The sequence below is a fragment of the Chroococcidiopsis sp. [FACHB-1243] genome (assembly GCF_014696895.1).
Lineage (GTDB): Bacteria > Cyanobacteriota > Cyanobacteriia > Cyanobacteriales > Chroococcidiopsidaceae > Chroococcidiopsis.
In genome coordinates this window covers 70,192-85,779 of sequence record NZ_JACJQX010000005.1, presented here as the reverse complement: position 1 = coordinate 85,779, position 15,588 = coordinate 70,192, and the positions used below count along the sequence as shown (strand labels likewise).

General features: G+C 47.9%; 9 protein-coding genes. 4 read left to right on the top strand and 5 right to left on the bottom strand.

Annotated elements, in window-relative coordinates:
- Window positions 1–208: 208 nt before the first annotated feature.
- Window positions 209–2,422: a photosystem I core protein PsaB gene (gene psaB, locus H6G17_RS05295; RefSeq protein WP_192154847.1), complete on the bottom strand. Its 2,214-nt coding sequence runs from the start codon at window positions 2,420–2,422 to the stop codon at window positions 209–211.
- Window positions 2,423–2,486: 64 nt separating this feature from the next.
- Window positions 2,487–4,745 (bottom strand): photosystem I core protein PsaA, encoded by a 2,259-nt coding sequence (gene psaA / locus H6G17_RS05290; protein ID WP_192154845.1) that lies wholly within the window; start codon window positions 4,743–4,745, stop codon window positions 2,487–2,489.
- Between the two features lie 539 nt (window positions 4,746–5,284).
- On the opposite strand from psaA, the gene H6G17_RS05285 reads away from it, so the two are divergent.
- Window positions 5,285–7,183 carry a hypothetical protein gene (locus tag H6G17_RS05285; protein WP_347276413.1) on the top strand — a complete coding sequence of 633 codons (1,899 nt, stop codon included), beginning with the start codon at window positions 5,285–5,287 and terminating at the stop codon, window positions 7,181–7,183.
- A gap of 131 nt (window positions 7,184–7,314) precedes the next feature.
- Here the strand turns inward: H6G17_RS05285 and H6G17_RS05280 are convergent, their stop codons facing one another.
- Window positions 7,315–7,902, bottom strand: a complete 588-nt coding sequence (locus tag H6G17_RS05280; protein ID WP_192154841.1) for a rhomboid family intramembrane serine protease — start codon at window positions 7,900–7,902, stop codon at window positions 7,315–7,317.
- 137 nt (window positions 7,903–8,039) lie between these two features.
- Entirely contained in the window at window positions 8,040–9,002 is a 963-nt protein-coding gene (locus H6G17_RS05275) for a lysylphosphatidylglycerol synthase domain-containing protein (RefSeq protein WP_015156937.1), read from the bottom strand.
- A 487-nt stretch (window positions 9,003–9,489) separates the two neighbouring features.
- Here H6G17_RS05275 and H6G17_RS05270 point away from each other — a divergent pair, with 487 nt between their 5' ends.
- Window positions 9,490–9,732, top strand: a complete 243-nt coding sequence (locus tag H6G17_RS05270) for an RNA-binding protein (protein WP_015156936.1) — start codon at window positions 9,490–9,492, stop codon at window positions 9,730–9,732.
- A 193-nt stretch (window positions 9,733–9,925) separates the two neighbouring features.
- Here the strand turns inward: H6G17_RS05270 and H6G17_RS34530 are convergent, their stop codons facing one another.
- On the bottom strand, window positions 9,926–10,198 hold the full coding sequence (locus H6G17_RS34530; protein ID WP_192154833.1) for a GlsB/YeaQ/YmgE family stress response membrane protein: 273 nt from the start codon (window positions 10,196–10,198) through the stop codon (window positions 9,926–9,928).
- A 161-nt stretch (window positions 10,199–10,359) separates the two neighbouring features.
- On the opposite strand from H6G17_RS34530, the gene H6G17_RS05260 reads away from it, so the two are divergent.
- Complete coding sequence (locus H6G17_RS05260; RefSeq protein ID WP_192154831.1) at window positions 10,360–11,238, top strand: M28 family peptidase; 879 nt, start codon at window positions 10,360–10,362, stop codon at window positions 11,236–11,238.
- Between the two features lie 155 nt (window positions 11,239–11,393).
- Window positions 11,394–15,503, top strand: a complete 4,110-nt coding sequence (locus H6G17_RS33315; RefSeq protein WP_192154829.1) for a hydantoinase B/oxoprolinase family protein — start codon at window positions 11,394–11,396, stop codon at window positions 15,501–15,503.
- Window positions 15,504–15,588: the final 85 nt, after the last annotated feature.

Genomic DNA, 15,588 nt, shown 5'->3' with positions numbered 1-15,588 from the left:
CGCTACGCTAACGGCTTCGCCTTCGCTATCGCTAACACCTACGGCTGATGCGCAACACAAAATCTTTTCTTGACTTCAACCACAATCCAAAATTTACCTTTTAACCACATCAAAAACATCTACTAAAAGTCCAATCATCAAAAATTAAAAATCCCCCACCCGTAGGTGAGGGATTTTCTCATTTAACTACACAACTGAAGTAGAGGCGTTAACCAAACTTACCAGCCGTGGAGGCAATGAGGAACGCAGCATATGTGAGGATATATCCAGCAGCAAAGTGACCTAAGCCGACAATTCGAGCTTGAACGATGGATAGAGCAACAGGCTTGTCTTTCCAGCGAATCAGGTTCGCTAGAGGAGTCCGCTCGTGCGCCCAGACCAAAGTTTCGATCAATTCTTGCCAGTAACCGCGCCAAGAGATCAGGAACATGAAACCAGTTGCCCAGATCAAGTGTCCGAGGAGGAACATCCAAGCCCAGACAGACAGGTTGTTCATGCCATAGGGGTTGTAGCCGTTAATTAGCTGAGCTGAATACAGCCACAGGTAATCGCGCAGCCAGCCCATCAAGTATGTCGAAGACTCGTTGAATTGAGCTACGTTGCCTTGCCAAATACCTAAGTGCTTCCAGTGCCAGTAGAACGTCACCCAACCAGCAGTGTTTAATACCCAGAAAGCAGCCAGGTAGAAGGAGTCCCAAGCGGAGATGTCGCAAGTACCACCACGACCAGGACCGTCGCAAGGGAAGGCATAACCGAAGTCTTTCTTATCGGGCATCAGCTTGGAACCACGGGCATCCAACGCGCCTTTAACGAGTACCAACACGGTTGTGTGGATCGCCAAGGCAAAAGCGTGGTGTACCAAGAAGTCGCCAGGACCGATGGTCAAGAATAGAGAGTTCGTGCCGTTATTGATTGCATCCAACCAGTTAGGCAGCCATGCAGCGCCAGCGGTGGAAGCAACGCTATCGGGATTCGATAGCAGGGTATCGAAGCCGTACAGTACTTTCCCGTGAGCGCCCTGAATGAACTGCGCGAAGACTGGTTCGATCAGGATTTGCTTTTCAGGAGTACCGAAGGCTACTACAACGTCGTTGTGGACGTATAGACCCAAGGTGTGGAAGCCCAAGAAGAGAGACACCCAAGACAAGTGGGAGATAATCGCTTCTTTGTGCTTCAAGACGCGATCGAGAACGTTGCCTTTGTTTTGCTCTGGGTCGTAGTCGCGTACCCAGAAGATTGCAGCGTGGGCAAACGCACCCAACATCAACGCACAAGCAATGTACTGGTGATGGGTATACAGCGCTGCTTGTGTCGTGAAGTCCTGCCCGATGAATGCATAGGGAGGCATCGCGTACATGTGCTGCGCGACCAAGGATGTAATCGTTCCCAGTGCAGCCAGTGCCAAAGACAACTGGAAGTGCAGGGAGTTGTTGATCGTGTCGTACAAGCCTTGGTGAGGCAGGTTGAACTGACCTTCGGTGCTAGCGCCAAAGAATTTCTTGGCGTTGAGCATTTCTTTGATGCTATGACCGATGCCAAAGTTGGTACGGTACATGTGTCCGGCGACGATGAACAATACAGCGATCGCCAGGTGGTGGTGTGCCATATCCGTCAGCCACAAGGACTGGGTTTGGGGATGGAAGCCACCTAAGAAAGTTAGAATTGCGGTTCCTGCGCCTTGACTCGTGCCAAATACGTGATTGGCAGTGTCAGGGTTAGCAGCATACGCGCCCCAGTTACCAGAGAAGAAGGGTTGTAGCCCATCTGGATGAGGTGGGGTGGTGAGGAAGTTACTCCAACCAACGTGCTGTCCGCGAGATTCGGGGATCGCAACGTGAACTAGGTGTCCAGTCCAAGCTAAGGAGCTAACGCCAAACAGACCAGCTAAGTGGTGGTTGAGGCGTGGCTCGGCGCTCTTGAACCAGGAGAGACTGGGGCGGAACTTGGGTTGCAGGTGCAGCCAGCCAGCGAACAGGAAGAGAGACGCTAGTAGCAGCAGGAAGACAGAACCCATGTAGAGATCGTTATCTGTCCGCATCCCAATGGTGTACCACCAGTGGTAAACACCAGAGTAAGCAATATTGACGGGATAGCTTGCACCACCTTGGGTGAAAGCATCAACTGCGGCTTTGCCGAATTGTGGGTCCCAAATCGCATGAGCGATCGGACGGACGTGGAGTGGGTCTTTAATCCACTGCTCGAAGTTGCCTTGCCAAGCGACGTGGAACAGCAGGCTAGATGCCCACAGGAAGATGATTGCCAAGTGACCGAAGTGAGTGGCGAAGAGTTTCTGATACAGATTCTCTTCGGTCATCCCGTCGTGGCTTTCAAAGTCGTGAGCGGTGGCGATGCCGTACCAAATCCGACGTGTCGTCGGGTCCTGGGCTAGGTCTTGGCTAAATTTAGGGAATTTTGTTGCCATAGGTTTCGTGAATCCTCTGACCTATTGCCATCAGCAATCCATAAGAATTGCTGATGACTGAATGCTAACCTACTGAAAGTATTCGCGCCTCGAAGAACGCCCAGATCGTGACGATCGCGCCCAAGAGGTAGTGGGCTACTCCCACAGCTCGACCTTGAATGATGCTCAAAGCGCGAGGCTGTACGGTGGGAGCAACTTTTAACTTGTTGTGCGCCCAAACGATCGATTCGATCAGTTCTTGCCAGTAGCCGCGACCGCTGAACAAGAACATTAAGCTAAATGCCCAGACAAAGTGAGCGCCTAAGAACAGCAGTCCGTAAGCGGACAGTGCCGAACCGTAGGACTGAATCACCTGAGCGGCTTGCGCCCACTGGAAGTCACGCAACCAACCGTTGATGGTAGTGGCGCTCAACGCCCAGTTGCCTGCCGTAATGTGATTGATCGTACCGTCTGGGTCTACCGTGCCCCACACATCCGATTGCATCTTCCAGCTGAAGTGGTAGACGGCGATCGAAATCGTGTTGAACATCCAGAACAATCCTAAGAATACGTGGTCCCAACCAGAAACTTGGCAAGTACCGCCGCGTCCTGGACCGTCGCAAGGGAAGCGGAAGCCCAAGTTAGCCTTGTCTGGGATCAAGCGAGAGTTACGGGCAAACAAGAAGCCCTTAAGCAGGATTAGTACAGTAACGTGGATTTGGAAAGCGTGGATGTGGTGGATCATGAAATCCGCCGTACCCAACGCGATCGGCATCATGGCAACTTTTCCGCCTACAGCCAGTACGCCGCCACCGAAAGCATAGCTCACGGGTTCGAGGGCGTTAGGAGCGGTGGAACCAGGAGCCAATGTGTGTAGATTTTGCACCCACTGCGCGAATACGGGCTGAAGTTGAATCGCCGTATCCGAGAACATATCCTGGGGACGACCGAGCGCTTGCATCGTGTCGTTATGGATGTACAAGCCGAAGCTATGGAAGCCCAAGAACATGCACACCCAGTTGAGGTGAGAAATGATAGCGTCGCGGTGACGAAGGACTCGATCCAGAACGTTGTTCATGTTCGTGGCTGGATCGTAATCCCGCACCATGAAAATAGTGGCGTGAGCCGCACCACCGACGATACAGAAGCCGCCAATCCACATGTGGTGAGTGAAAATGGACAGCTGTGTCGCGTAGTCGGTTGCCAAGTACGGATACGGAGGCATCGCGTACATGTGATGCGCCACGATAATCGTCAGCGAACCCAGCATTGCTAAGTTGGTTCCCAACTGAGCGTGCCAGGAAGTGGTCATGTTTTCAAACAGACCTCTATGACCGTCTCCGGTGAAGGGTCCTTTGTGATTTTCCAGAATTTCCTTCAGGCTGTGACCGATGCCCCAGTTCGTCCGGTACATGTGTCCGGCAATGATGAACAATACGGCGATCGCCAAGTGGTGGTGCGCTTGGTCTGTCAACCACAGTCCACCAGTAACGGGATTAAGTCCGCCCTTGAAGGTGAGGAAGTCAGCATACGCGCCCCAGTTCAACGTCCAGAAGGGCGTTAAGCCTTGAGCAAAACTGGGATACAACTCAGTCATCAAATTGGAGTTGAGGATAAATTCTTGCGGTAAAGGAATATCCTTTGGCGCTACCCCAGCATCCAACAGCTTGTTAATTGGCAAAGATACGTGGATCTGGTGTCCCGCCCATGCCAAGCTACCTAGACCTAACAATCCTGCTAGGTGGTGGTTCAGCATTGACTCGACATTCTGGAACCATTCCAACTTAGGAGCGCGTTTGTGGTAGTGGAACCAACCAGCAAACAGCATTAGCGCCGCCATGACTAAACCGCCAATGGCAGTGCAATAGAGTTGGAACGTGTTCGTGATGCCAGCACCACGCCAAATTTGGAAAAACCCAGATGTAATCTGAATACCGTGGAAGCCACCACCGACATCAGCATTTAAAATGTCTTGACCAACAACAGACCAGACGACCTGAGCGCTAGGCTTCACGCCCAGCGGATCGGCTAGCCAAGCTTCATAGTTTGAAAAACGAGCGCCATGAAAATACATCCCGCTCAACCAGATGAAGATCACCGCTAAGTGACCGAAGTGAGCGGCGAAGATTTTACGGGAAATATCTTCTAGGTCGCTGGTATGCGTATCGAAATCGTGTGCGAGGGCGTGCAGGTTCCAAATCCAGGTTGTGGTTTTGGGACCTCTAGACAAGGTGCGATCGAAGTGTCCTGGTTTTGACCACAACTCAAATGAAGTTGGAACCGGGTCATTATCGACGACAACTCTTGCTTTCTTTTCCTCTCGCTCCGGAGGACTGATCGTCATTTAGACTCTCCTCTCTTGACAAGGAAACAGGAGTGGTTTAATTCACAAATCGATTTTCTTTGAAGAAGCCAACCATTTTGTCTGCTTTATGACATCCATCAGGTAGACCAGAAGACCGATCGTGAAACTGCTTTCTGATGAATTATAAAATCTCGGTTGTCTTCATCTTAGGCGTTTGTTAACAATAATTCAAAATTGCTCAACATTAAGCAGGTTCAGGTGTCCAAGTTTACATGACTGTGAAAAAAGTCAAGGGGTTATTTATATAATTTACAAAGCTAAATAATTTGCAACACTTATGAAGAAATGAGTCAAAAGTCAGAAAACAGGCGATGAGAGTTATCTCTTGAGGATGAAGTTTTTTATTAAGTTGACTTATATCGCATGTATGAGTTAAACGTAACGCTTGATACTTAGAACGCGAAAGCTGAGCTGTCATCTGGCACAATCTGTAAATCATTTCAGGCGATTTACCTACAACCCTTAAAATTTAGATTGAGGGTGATAGTAAATTTCGAGCATGAGGAGCATTTGGGGTGGTGGCGATCGCAAAACTACGAAAAATGGCTAAGGCTGCGATCGCAGTTCTAGTCGCAGCATGTTTGAGCCTAGGTCTAGTAAGTTGTGGCAGTTCGGATACTTTACGCGCCGCTATTCCTCCAAACTCCCGCAGTACCGTCCAACTTGCAGGTAACATTACCGAAGTCGCCCCGCCGGAAGCTATTCTGCAACTGCGTCAAGCCCTGGAAGTTCGCCAGCCGCAAGTAAAAATCTTGTCTCCCCAGCCCGATGAGGTGTTGCAAGACGACACGGTATCAGCCCGCTTTCAAGTTCAAGACCTACCCATTTTTCAAAATTCAGATTTAGGCTTAGGACCCCATCTTCACGTTATTCTCGATAACCAGCCCTACGAAGCCGTCTACGACGTGCAACAGCCTTTTGTTCTATCCAACCTATCCCCAGGTACTCACACCCTGCGCGTCTTCGCTTCTCGCCCTTGGCATGAAAGTTTTAAGAACGAGGGTGCGTACGCTCAAACTACATTTCACGTTTTTACCAAAACCGACGATAACAACCCCAACTCTAGCCAGCCATTATTAACCTACAGCCGTCCTAAAGGTAGCTACGGGGCAGAACCAATCCTACTCGACTTTTACCTTACCAACGCCCCCTTACACCTCGCCGCCCAAGCCGATCCTCAAGACGAAGTTCCCGACTGGCGGATCCGTTGTACGATTAACGGCAAGAGTTTTATCATCGATCGCTGGGAACCGATTTATCTTTCGGGTTTTAACAAGGGCAAGAACTGGGTACAACTCGAATTTCTCGACGAACAAGGCAACCCAGTCAAAAATATATTTAATAACACCGTTCGCGTCATTTCCTACGATCCGAATAGTCAAGATACTCTTTCAAAATTGGTAAGGGGTGAACTATCCGCCGCCGCCGCCCGTGGTATTGTCGATCCTGACTATAAGGGTGAAGTAGAAGAAGTGCCTACACCCATACCACCAGCGATAGAAGAGACTACTCCACCGCAATCAGAAGAAGAAATACCAACCGAAACGAAAGAAAAGCCTACCGAAACAAAGATTGAAACTCCAGAAACTGAAACTGAAGAACCAGCCCCGATACCTCCAGCCAAGGCAGAAGAACCAAAGGGATTTTTCAATCGCTTCCGTCGTCCTGCGGCTACACCATCCCCAACGCTACCGGAAGTAGAAGCATCCCCCGCACCAGAATTAACTCCACCTGCTGTAGAACCACAACTAGAATCCCCAGAAGTGGAACCTGCTGTAGTACCGGAAGAGAAATCTGAAGCAGCACCAAAAAAACTAGAGGAAGAAAAACCGAAAGGATTTTTCAATCGCTTCCGCCGTTCTCCAGTTGTCGCACCGTCTCCAACACCGGAAGTAGAATCACCTGCACCAGAGTTAACTACTCCCGAAGAAACAGAACCATTACCAGAAATTGCCCCAGAAGTACCAGCAGTAGAAATTACGCCACCAGTCGCACCGACTCCCGCCACTCCCAACTCCCCACGTTTTGGTGGCTATTTCAATCGTTTTCGTCGTCCACCAACTGCTACACCATCGCCCACTTTGCCTGAAGTGGAAGAATCACCCGCATCCGAGTTAAATACTCCTGAAGAGGAAACGACTACTCAAGAAATTGCACCAGAGTTAACAACGCCAGTAGAACCGACTTTACCAGTTACGCCAGAAACACCAAAGACTCAAAATCCAATTGGTCAAAAATTTGGTGGCTATTTCAATCGTTTCCGTCGTCCTCAAGTCACACCATCTCCTAGCGTGTCACCTGCTTTACCAGAAATTACAGAACCGAGCGAACAACCAATTCCCGAATCAGAAAATTCAGGAGATGCGGAGTTAGTACCACCTGTAGGTGTACCTGAAAGTATGGGCGATCGCAATTAGTATATAGATTGAGCCATATCAACGTAGCATTATATCTTGGGAAAATGGCGAAGCATACACCTTTACTATAGAGTCTAAAGATAGCAAAAATTTTAGATCTCTTGAGGGCGCATGGCTGTGCGCCCCTACTATCAATACCTCTTTTTTGGTTTAGCTAGTAAACGAGCCGCGATCGCACCCCCAATAAATCCAAATAAATGCCCTTGCCAGGAAATACCATATTGGCTCGGTAAAACTCCCCAAATCATTCCGCCGTAAAGGAAGCCTACAACAAGAGAAAATAAGATTGCTGCAAAACTCCGTTCAAAATAGCCGCGTAGGAGTAAAAACCCAAAATAACCAAAAATAACTCCACTCGCGCCAACGTGAATTGAGTAAGGCGAACCAGTCAGCCACACACCTAATCCGCTGACAAGCATTGTGACGATGCTGACGACAAAAAAATCGCTGGTTTCCCGCAACATCACTAACCAGCCTAGAGTTAGAAAGGGAATTGTATTCGCAATCAAATGCCCCAATCCGCCGTGTAAAAAAGGCGCAAATAAAATGCCCCGCAAGCCAATAAAACTGTGGGGACGAATACCAAAAGCGTCTAATCTACCTCTAAAAAAAAAGATATCTATAAATTCGGTAATCCACATGAGGGCGGCGAGTCCACCCAACACTAAAATTTGGGTTTGAATTTCCCGCGCGATCGCTCCAGATTCTTGTTTACTCATAGTTCATAGTTACGAAGTTGGTAGCAGCCTACCCCACACTCAAAACTTCTTAGCTCAACCATAATTTGCACTGACTCAGGCAGCAAATACAACAATATCTTTGGCTGTGTTTGTATTTTAAAATGAGTTCAGAAAGTTTAGGTACGATTGCGCGGAGAAAACTCTGTTTTCTCAAATCGCTGCCGCAATTCATAAATCCCCAGCAGTACGATCGCCACAATTAAAGGTAAAAAGTAGTAAATGCCTCGATATGCTAATAACGCCCCAAATAGTTCGGCTGATGGAATTTGCGCTGATAGCGACAGCAAGAGTACCGTTTCAAACACGCCTAATCCACCAGGGACATTGCTAATAACTCCTGCCAACTGTCCTAAGATGTAGATCCCAAAAAAACTTGGATACGATAGGGGAGCGTTAGCTAATAGCAAAACGTAAAGAACGCCCCCTGCAATTGCCCAGTCGAGGATCGCGATCGCTGTTTGAAATAGTGAAAGCTTACCAGGAAGGCGCGGAATTCCCCACTTGCCAAGTTTCATCGGCTTGTGACTCCAAGTATTCCACAATAAATATCCTGCAACTAAAAATAAAAATATCGTACCAAGCGGAAATAAAGAGTTTGAGGGAATGCGGAGTAAAGAGGGGACAGATACAGGTTCGCCGATCAACACCAAGCCAGCTACGGCAAAAAAACCCAGCCAAAAGCTAACATGACAGAAAGTAATCACTTTCGCAATTTCTAGAGTCGATAGCCCCCAAGCCGAATAAAATCGGTAGCGGATCGCGCTGCCAGTTAAGAGTTCTAATCCGGCAGTATTGGTAATTGCTTGACTAATAATCGCCGTCAGTGCCACTTTCCGAAAAGGTATGGAACGGCGAATGTATCGCATTGCTAAAGCATCATACCCCGTCAGCATCAAGTAGTTCAGCGCAGTGCAAATCAGTGCAAGTACTATGTAACTTTTGGGAATTTCTGCCAAGCTGCGAAAAATATCTCGATAGTCGAACTCTCGCAATTGAGTTGCGATCGCCCACAACGATACTCCAAATAAGAGTAAACCTAAAATCGGAGAGCCAAACTGAGATAAGCGTTTGAGGTTCATTTAGCAATCTTAATAAATTTTACGGAAAAGCTAAATTTGTATTATCTTCCCGTAATACGTTGCCAGAAGTCATGAATCTAACGTAGTAGATGTGCTGTCAATTATTAATTTTGAGTTAATTGTTATTAAGTATACAAAAAACATAAATCCTACTGACTCGCAAGCGGTAACAATCAAAACTGTCACAGCAACAATAGGTAGAAGTCGCAAATTAGACATCACCTTACGTGCCAATTTTTTTCAGCTGCCTAAAAAGGGTCAGGAGTTACGCACAAGAAAATCTGAAATCTCGATCCCCTCTGGTTCCCCCCTTTTTAGGGGGACTTTAAGCCCCCGATTTAGCAGGGGTTTGGAGGATCGACTGCGTAAGTCCTGAAGAGTGTTGGAGGATCTCCGAACGAAGCCGATCTATCGAGCCAAATTTTTGATGAAATTTTGGGAATACTAGAGTCCAGGCATTGCCATGAATCGATAGAGGAGTGTTTTTATGACCCTGTTCGTTAATAACTTACCGCACCAAGTAGCACAAACAGATATTTTAGACCTCTTTGGCAATTATGGTTCTATCAAACATATTTTTTATCCGACTCACTGGAGTACGGGTGAAGGGTTAGGATTTGCCTTCGTTCAAATGACTGCAAAACCTCAAGAAGAAATAGCAAAATTTCAGCTTCACGGTGCTGAGTGGATGGGTAATGCTTTGCAAATTCGAGAAGTGAGTTCGGATTAAGTTTGACTGACAATCTGACATAACTTTTATTTGAAAATCGGTTCTACAACAAGAGATGATAGATAAATTTTTGTCTGCTCAGATTCAGAGCTATGTATCGAATATTCAATCACAAAAAATCGGGATAGTTTATCTACTTTTCTATCCCGATTTATTCTAGATATTATACTTTAACTACGCTTTTGCTAACAGCTTATACAGCGCTACGACGGTTGATTGCATTCCAAATAAATATAGCAATAATTGCACCAAGAACTGCTAAAGCTATACCAGGAATACTAAATGTTGTGGCTGCCAACTGTAAGGTTCCCGTACTGAGGAAAGTTCCCAAAGTACCACCTACAAATGCACCAATAATACCTAGTAAGAGCGTACCTAAGATCCCACCGCCTTGACGACCGGGATAGATAGCTTTGGCGATCGCACCAGCAATTAAACCTAAGACTATCCAAGCTAGAATATTCACCGATCAAACTCCTTTGAATAATTTATTTCAATACTCTTATGGTATTGATATATACTGAAAAATCGATCTATCCCACGGAAGAAATTTGAGAATCGCAAGATATATTCGGTTTGTACGACAATGAAGGTGAAAACTGTTTAAGTAAAAAATTAAACCAGACTGTGGATCTCAAACAACGCTTGCAGAATCACTTAACGGAAATAGTCCGCGATCGCGATCCTTTCCTATCAACAGCAGGACATTTCTTTGTCCGCCAATATATTCATGCAGAACTCAGTCAATGGGGCAAGGTAGACATTCATGAATTTCAAATTAGAGGACAAACTTTTCAAAACTTAATTCTCAATCTTCCTGGCTTGCAACAAAGCAGTAAGAGAAAATCTCCACCAATTTTAATTGGCGCGCATTACGACACCGTTCCCGGTACGCCTGGGGCAGATGATAATGCTACAGGTGTATCGGTACTACTAGAATCAGCAAAATCTTTGGCTAGCCAACCAGCCAAACATCCCATTCAACTCGTAGCATTTGATTTAGAAGAATACGGATTTACCGGAAAAGACGGTATCGCTGTAGGTTCGGGTGCGTCTGCATATGCCGATTTATTACGCCAGCAGCAGCAACCGCTACGTCTAATGATTTCCCTTGAAATGTTGGGTTATAGCGATGCTACACCTGGATCGCAACGATACCCAAGTCCATTAGAGCGTTTTTACCCTAATCGCGGCGATTTCATTGCTTTAATCGGTAATTTATCGATTGTTCCCGACTTAATTCATCTCAGCCGAAATATACGCCAAGTAGGAGTTCCTAGCGAGTGGCTACCAGTTCCCAACCGAGGTAGGATTGTTCCCCAAACGCGATTAAGCGATCACGCGCCCTTTTGGGATCGAGGATATCGAGCGATGATGGTTACAGATACAGCGATGTTACGCAACCCTCACTATCACAAACCGAGCGATCGCATTGAAACCTTAGATTTAGATTTTCTCACGGGTGTTTGTCAGGGATTAATTCAAGGTATTCGTCAGTTAAAATAACCCGATGAATCATAGAGTCATAGCGGCAAGAAACAGCGTCAGGATGATTACGAGAAAAAGCCATGACTACATCCAAGCGTAAAGGCGATCGCACCATGCATCTGTACCCTAGCTGCTGCTAACTTACAAATAGCCCTTGCATTGAGGAATGAGTGATGACGGTAGCCGATCGCGCGATAGGACGTTGGCAATTTTGGATCGATCGCGGTGGTACGTTTACCGATATCGTGGCGCAGCATCCTGACGGACGAACGATCGTTCACAAACTCCTGTCGGAAAATCCAGAACGCTATACCGATGCAGCAATCCAAGGTATACGGGAAATACTGGGCGTTCCTACCGATGCACCCCTACCAGCAGCACAAATTGGCGTGGTGAAGATGGGAACTACTGTCGCGACAAATGCACTGTTAGAACGTAAAGGCGATCGCACTGTCTTAGTCGTGACAAAAGGCTTTCGAGATGCCTTACGCATCGGCTATCAAAATCGCCCCAACATCTTTGCACGGCAAATCGTTTTACCAGAAATGCTGTACGAACGAGTCGTTGAAGTAGAAGAACGCTACAGCGCCCAAGGCGAAGAACTCATTGCTGTTAATCCAGCCTACACTTTAGAATTGCAAGCAGCTTACGATGCCGGAATTCGTTCCTGCGCGATCGTCTTCATGCACGGCTACCGCTATCCTCAACACGAACAACAAGTTGCAGCCGTAGCCCGAAAAATCGGTTTCACTCAGATTTCAGTTTCCCACGAAGTCAGCCCCTTGATGAAACTCGTTAGTCGAGGTGACACTACCGTAGTTGATGCCTATTTATCTCCCATTTTGCGTAGATACGTGGATCGGGTGGCGAGTCAGTTGGGAGGAATCGGGAGTCGGGAAGAAGGGGATAAGGGGGACAAGGGGGATAAGGGAGACAAGGAGGACAAGTCGCAATTTCGCACGCTCAACCAACAACCGTCAACTGCCAACCATCAACTTACCCCCGACTCCCGTACGGGCGGGTTTGGAAACCCGCCCCTACCAACTCCCGATTTCCCCAAATTAATGTTCATGCAATCCAATGGTGGGTTAGCAGATGCCCAAAGGTTTCAGGGGAAAGATAGCATTCTCTCAGGACCTGCGGGAGGGATTGTCGGGGCAGTACAGACAAGTTTGATGGCAGGGTTTAATAAGATTATCAGCTTCGATATGGGTGGAACGTCTACAGATGTTGCCCATTACGCAGGCGAATACGAACGGGCGTTAGAAACAGAAGTGGCAGGAGTGCGACTGCGAACGCCGATGATGGCAATTCATACGGTGGCGGCGGGTGGCGGTTCGATCGCCCAATTTGACGGGGCGCGCTATCGTGTGGGACCCGAATCAGCAGGAGCAAACCCAGGACCCGCTTGTTATCGCCAGGAAGGACCGCTGACGGTAACGGACTGCAACATCATGGTAGGCAAGTTGCAGCCGGACTTGTTTCCCAAGGTATTTGGATCGAGCGGAGATTTACCCTTAGATGTAGAAGTCGTGCAACGCAAGTTTAGCCAACTAGCGACAGAAATTGGAGGTGGGCGATCGCCCGAACGAGTCGCAACGGGATTTTTAGCGATCGCTGTGGAAAAAATGGCGAATGCAATTAAGAAAATCTCTCTTCAGCGCGGTTATGACGTGTCGGAATACACTCTCTGCTGTTTTGGCGGCGCAGGCGGACAACATGCTTGTTTAATTGCCGATGCTTTAGGAATGCAGCAGATTTTGATCCATCCCTATGCTGGGGTGCTGTCGGCTTACGGTATGGGTTTAGCAGACGAACGGGCGTTGCGGGAACGTGCCGTGGAGAGGGTTTTAGATGTAGGGTTGGTGGCTGAATTAGAGGAAATTTTAACTCAGTTGGAGTTAGAAACAAAAGCAGAACTAGACCTTACAGATGGAGATAACCGCGTTACCGATAGGGTTGAGGTGATGCGGCGAGTACATTTGCGCTACGAGGGGACAGATTCGCCTTTGGTAGTCCGATATGAAGATATAGCAGGAATGCGACAGCAGTTTGAGGCAGCGCACCGTCAACTGTACGGTTTTATTGCTGCGGATCGAGGATTAATTGTCGAGGCTGTAGCTGTGGAGGCGATCTTAAAAACAGAGGTGGCTACAGAACCAATTGTGACCCGGCGCACCGACGCACCTCCCGTACCAGTGAAGACAGTACAAATGTATACAGCCGATGCGTGGCACGACACACCTGTATACAGAAGAGAAGACTTACAACCAGGAGATTGTATTTTCAGTCCGGCGATCGTCGCGGAAGCCACGGGGACGAATATCGTCGAACCTGGCTGGCAAGCCGAAGTGACACAGAGAAATCATTTGGTGATGAGAAAGCGGGAGTCGCAAGTCGTAGGGGCGGGTTTAGCAGATAGATTGACAGCCTCAACAGTCAGTCTTCGTGCCAAACCCGCCCGTACAGGGGAGTCGCAAGTCGTAGGGGCGGGTTTAGCACCTGGATTCACAGGCGTAGTCGAAAATCTTCCTTCAAAACCCGCCCTGATAGGGGAATCAGAGGCACGGGGAGCAACTACCAATGACCAATTACCAATTACCGATCGCCAACTACCAGATCCAGTCATGTTGGAAATTTTCAATAATTTATTTCGGGCGATCGCGGAACAGATGGGTATAACGTTACAAAATACAAGTTCTTCGGTCAATATCAAAGAAAGGTTGGATTTTTCCTGCGCAATTTTCGATTCTCGCGGACAGTTGGTGGCAAACGCGCCTCACATTCCGGTTCATTTAGGTTCTATGAGTGAAAGCGTGACGGCGTTGATTGCCCAAAAAGGTAGTAGCTTGCAACCTGGTGATGTTTACGTATCGAATAATCCTTACAATGGCGGAACTCACCTCCCTGATATTACTGTAATTACTCCTGTCTGGGCGGGTTTGGAACCAGGATTGATGGTTGATGCTGACAATTTATTTGCAAAACCCGCCCCTACGACTCCCGACTCTCCCGTACGGGCGGGTTTTGCACCAGGATTGACGGTTGATGCTGACAATTTATTTGCTAAACCCGCCCCTACACCCATCTTCTACGTTGCTTCCAGGGGACACCATGCCGATATTGGCGGGATTACTCCTGGTTCGATGCCACCCAACAGCACAACTGTGGAACAAGAAGGGGTATTAATTGATAATTTTCTGCTGGTATCTCAAGGAGAGTTTCGCGAACCGGAGTTAATGCAACTCCTGTGTGATAGCGCGTATCCCGTTCGCAATCCGATGCAAAATCTTGCCGATCTCAAAGCCCAAATTGCCGCAAACGAACGCGGCGTGCAAGAACTCCACAAAATGGTAGAACACTACAGCTTGGAAACAGTTCAAGCCTACATGGGTTTTGTCCAAGATAATGCTGCCAAGTCAGTACGGAAAGTTATAGAAGGACTCAGCAGTGGAGAGTTCGCTTACCAACTCGACAATGGTAGTGTCATTCAAGTGGCGATCGCGATCGATAAATCTACCCGTAGCGCTCGAATCGATTTTACTGGCACTTCACCCCAACTGAAAACCAATTTTAATGCTCCGGCTGCGGTGTGCCAAGCTGCGGTGTTGTATGTCTTCCGCACTTTGGTAGATGACGATATTCCTCTGAATGCTGGCTGTCTCGAACCTTTGGAAACGATCGTTCCTGAAGGTTGTATGTTGAATCCTCGCTATCCGGCGGCGGTGGTGGCGGGGAATGTCGAGACTTCCCAAGCGATTACCGATGCTTTATATGGTGCTTTGGGTGTGATGGCAGCAGCGCAAAGTACGATGAATAATTTTACTTTTGGTAGCGATCGCCATCAATATTATGAGACGATCTGCGGCGGTTCGGGTGCGGGTGCAGATTTTGACGGCACGGATGCGGTGCATACTCACATGACAAATTCTCGCCTTACCGATCCTGAAGTCTTAGAATGGCGATTTCCAGTCTTGTTAGACAGTTTTAGCATTCGTCCCCACAGTGGCGGTGAAGGCTTGCATCGCGGTGGTAATGGTGTCATTCGCCGCCTTCAGTTTCGCGAACCAATGACAGCGGCAATTCTCTCTGGACGTAGGGTTGTGCCTCCCTTCGGCTTGCATGGTGGTAAGCCTGGGGCAGTGGGGAGAAACTACATTCAACGCCAAGATGGTACGGTGGAGGAATTAGGTAGTACAGCGATCGCGCAGATGCAGCCTGGAGATATTTTTGTCATTGAAACCCCAGGTGGTGGTGGCTTTGGTGCTTCTAAGAGTCTTTAGGCGATCGCAAAAATCCCCTAAATATAGCTACCACGCTATCTAAATCTCAACCACTGACAAAAGTAAGATTTAGATTCAAATTCAC

Excerpts from the sequence above, each read along its gene's own strand:
- H6G17_RS33315 (WP_192154829.1), top strand. The coding sequence starts at position 11,394 with ATGACGGTAGCCGATCGCGCGATAGGACGTTGGCAATTTTGGATCGAT.
- H6G17_RS05270 (WP_015156936.1), top strand. The coding sequence starts at position 9,490 with ATGACCCTGTTCGTTAATAACTTACCGCACCAAGTAGCACAAACAGAT.
- psaA (WP_192154845.1), bottom strand. The coding sequence starts at position 4,745 with ATGACGATCAGTCCTCCGGAGCGAGAGGAAAAGAAAGCAAGAGTTGTC.
- psaB (WP_192154847.1), bottom strand. The coding sequence starts at position 2,422 with ATGGCAACAAAATTCCCTAAATTTAGCCAAGACCTAGCCCAGGACCCG.
- H6G17_RS05275 (WP_015156937.1), bottom strand. The coding sequence starts at position 9,002 with ATGAACCTCAAACGCTTATCTCAGTTTGGCTCTCCGATTTTAGGTTTA.
- H6G17_RS05280 (WP_192154841.1), bottom strand. The coding sequence starts at position 7,902 with ATGAGTAAACAAGAATCTGGAGCGATCGCGCGGGAAATTCAAACCCAA.